The sequence below is a fragment of the Methylobacterium sp. 1030 genome (assembly GCF_040544715.1).
Lineage (GTDB): Bacteria > Pseudomonadota > Alphaproteobacteria > Rhizobiales > Beijerinckiaceae > Methylobacterium.
The window spans coordinates 1-2,959 of record NZ_JBEPKM010000058.1 but is presented as its reverse complement, the minus strand read 5'-3'; the positions used below and the strand labels follow the sequence as shown (position 1 = coordinate 2,959).

Here is a 2,959-nt window from a genome sequence, read left to right as displayed (position 1 = left end):
CCACGGCTGCAGCAGAGGCCGGACAGATGGCAGCAACCGACATCGTGCCTACCCATCAAAAGCCACTTGCGTTCCAGGGGGCGTCCACAGATGGATAGCAGCTCGTCCGGTTTCGATTTATTGGGCCGTAAAGCGGACGAAACAGCAATTCTGCAGCTCCCAAAAGATCTGTCTTACTTGCAAAATGCATAACCGTGACGATCGAAGACAATTCGTCTACAGATGTCTTAACCCAAAGCTTTCCAAAATTGGCAGAAGTTCGTCTCGTGCGCGAAGCCGGTGGTCATGGACGCGGGCTTGACCCTCCACCGGCTCTCCGCGCTGTATGGCGTCGATGATGGATCGGTGTTCAGCTACCGACGACCCAAGTTCACGGCGGAGCTTGAGTGTGAGCATGCGTGCGCGATGTGACTGGTCATTGATCGTCTGGATGATCCGGGTCATCCGCCCGTTACCCGCGCGCTCCACGAGTGTCCGGTGGAAGGTGGCGTCGGCCTTGCCCCAGGCGGGCAGATCACCGTCCTTCCAAGCCCGCGCCATGGTCTCCGTGCATCGGGCAAGTTCGGCTGCGGTCAGCTCACGCTCGGCGTCGGGAAGCGACGCGAGCAACTCGGCCGCACGCCCTTCGACGGCGATGATGACGTCGTAGATCTCGCGCATGTCCTCAGGCGCGAGCGCACAAATCAGGACCCCTTTGCGCGACAGTACACGGACCAAGCCATCTTCTTGAAGACGGATCACCGCCTCGTGGACTGGCGTTCGGCTCATTCCGAGGCGAAGAGCGATCTCTTGCTCTGAGGCTTGGTAGCCTGGAGCGAAACTCGAATCCAGGATGGCCTTTTTGAGAGCCGCGTAGGCGGCATCGACCATTGAAGGCTGTCGTTCAGACCCCTCAGTTTGCTCGTGCTTTCTGGCTGACGGGCCGCGGGCCATCGCTTCCTCCTGAACGACGACATTCGTACCATCTTCCATGCAAGCTGCAATATGAGATTGACAGACAGGGCGGACTGATCCTATTTGATGCCATCTTGCATGCAAGTTGACATTCAGAGATCAACGCATGCTGGTCTGCCGGAGGAAACGATGGATATGTCGCTTGAGAAAGCGACCATGCGCCGCGTGATGTGGCGACTGGTCCCCTTTATCTGTCTTCTCTACTTCATTGCCTTCATCGACCGCGTGAACATCGGCTTCGCGGCACTCACGATGAACAAGGATCTTGGTTTTAGCTCCGCCGTATTCGGTTTTGGAGCTGGCATATTCTTCTTCGGATATTTTCTGTTCGAGGTGCCCTCGAATATCGTCCTCGACAAGGTCGGCGCTCGGATCTGGATCGCCCGCGTGATGATCACCTGGGGGATAATCTCCGGGGCCTTCGCCTTCGTCCAGGGCGAGTACAGCTTCTACGCCCTGCGCTTCCTGCTCGGCGCGGCGGAGGCGGGATTCTTCCCCGGCATCATCCTCTACCTGACCTACTGGTTCCCCACCCGTTATCGGGCCGGCGTCGTCTCCCTGTTCATGGCCGCGGCACCGATCTCGGTGGTCATCGGCTCGCCGCTCTCCAGCGCGCTCTTGGAGATGGAGGGCATCCTCGGCCTGCACGGCTGGCAGTGGATGTTCATCATCGAGGCGATCCCGGCCGTCATCCTCGGCATCGTCGTACTGTTCTATATGACGGACCGGCCCGAGAAGGCGAAGTGGCTGCCCGACGACCAGCGCGCGTGGCTGGTCGCCGAGATGAACGGTGAGCATGACCGCAAGAAGGTCGGCGCCAAGCACGGCATCCTGGCCGGAATGGCTGATATCCGGGTTCTGGCCCTGGCACTGATCTACTTCGGCACCTCGGCGGGTTTGTACACCCTCGGCATCTGGGCGCCGCAGATCATCAAGAGCTTTGGCTTGTCCACCCTGGCGGTCGGCTTCCTCAACGGCGTGCCGCCGACCATCGCGATCATCGCGATGATCCTGTGGGCCCGGCACTCGGACAAGACCGGCGAGCGCAAGTGGCACGTCGTCATCGCCTGTCTCGTCGCGGCGGCGGGCCTGATGCTGGCCGGCGGCGCAGCCTCGGCGTTGGCCGTCGTCGCCGCGCTCACCCTCGTCAACGTCGGGATCAGTTCGGCCAAGCCGCCCCTGTGGGCCATGCCGACCATGTTCCTTTCGGGCCAGGCGGCGGCGGTGGGCATCGCCACGATCAACTCGATCGGCAATCTCGGCGGCTTCGCCGGGCCCTGGGCGATCGGCTGGCTCAAGGATCAGACCGGCGGCTTCACCGCCGGGCTCGCGTTCGTGGCCGGCCTGCTCGTCCTCTCGGCGGTCCTCACCCTCGTCGTCGCCCGCTCAGGGCGCCGATCCGAGGCCGCCGACGCCGACGCGGTCGCGCACTGAAGTTTCCCAATCCTCAACGTCCTCTTCAATCCGGAGACCTGTCATGTCGAAGACCTACAAAATCGCCGCCATCCCCGCCGACGGCATCGGCGTCGAGGTGATCGCCGCCGGCGTCGAGGCGCTCAATGCGCTGGCCGAGAAGACCGGCACGTTCAAGTTCCAGTTCGATCACTTCGACTGGGGCTCGGACTACTACAAGACGCACGGCGTGATGATGCCGGCCGACGGCCGCGAGCAGATCAAGGACCACGACGCGATCTTCTTCGGCGCAGTGGGTGCCCCCGACGTCCCGGATCACATCACCCTTTGGGGTCTGCGGCTCAACATCTGCCAGCCCTTCGACCAGTACGCCAACGTCCGCCCGACCCGCATCCTCCCGGGCATCACTAGCCCGCTGCGGCACGTCTCCGGTCCGGAGCTGAACTGGGTGATCGTGCGTGAGAACTCCGAGGGCGAGTACGCGGGCGTCGGCGGCCGGGTCCACCAGGGCCATCCCAACGAGGTCGCCACCGACGTGTCGATGATGACCCGCACGGGCGTCGACCGGATCATCCGCTACGCGTTCAAGTTG

3 protein-coding genes are annotated in these 2,959 nt (G+C 62.5%); 2 read left to right on the top strand and 1 reads right to left on the bottom strand.

All coding sequences use genetic code 11. The annotated features are described in order from the left end of the window. Window positions 1-216: 216 nt before the first annotated feature. Entirely contained in the window at window positions 217-933 is a 717-nt protein-coding gene (locus ABIC30_RS31680) for a GntR family transcriptional regulator (RefSeq protein ID WP_502915896.1), read from the bottom strand. A gap of 150 nt (window positions 934-1,083) precedes the next feature. Between ABIC30_RS31680 and ABIC30_RS31675 the strand changes: the two genes are divergently transcribed. Further along, window positions 1,084-2,388 (top strand): MFS transporter, encoded by a 1,305-nt coding sequence (locus tag ABIC30_RS31675; RefSeq protein ID WP_354456833.1) that lies wholly within the window; start codon window positions 1,084-1,086, stop codon window positions 2,386-2,388. Between the two features lie 43 nt (window positions 2,389-2,431). Continuing rightward, a partial coding sequence (locus ABIC30_RS31670) for an isocitrate/isopropylmalate family dehydrogenase (protein ID WP_354456831.1) occupies window positions 2,432-2,959 on the top strand: 528 nt, incomplete at its 3' end.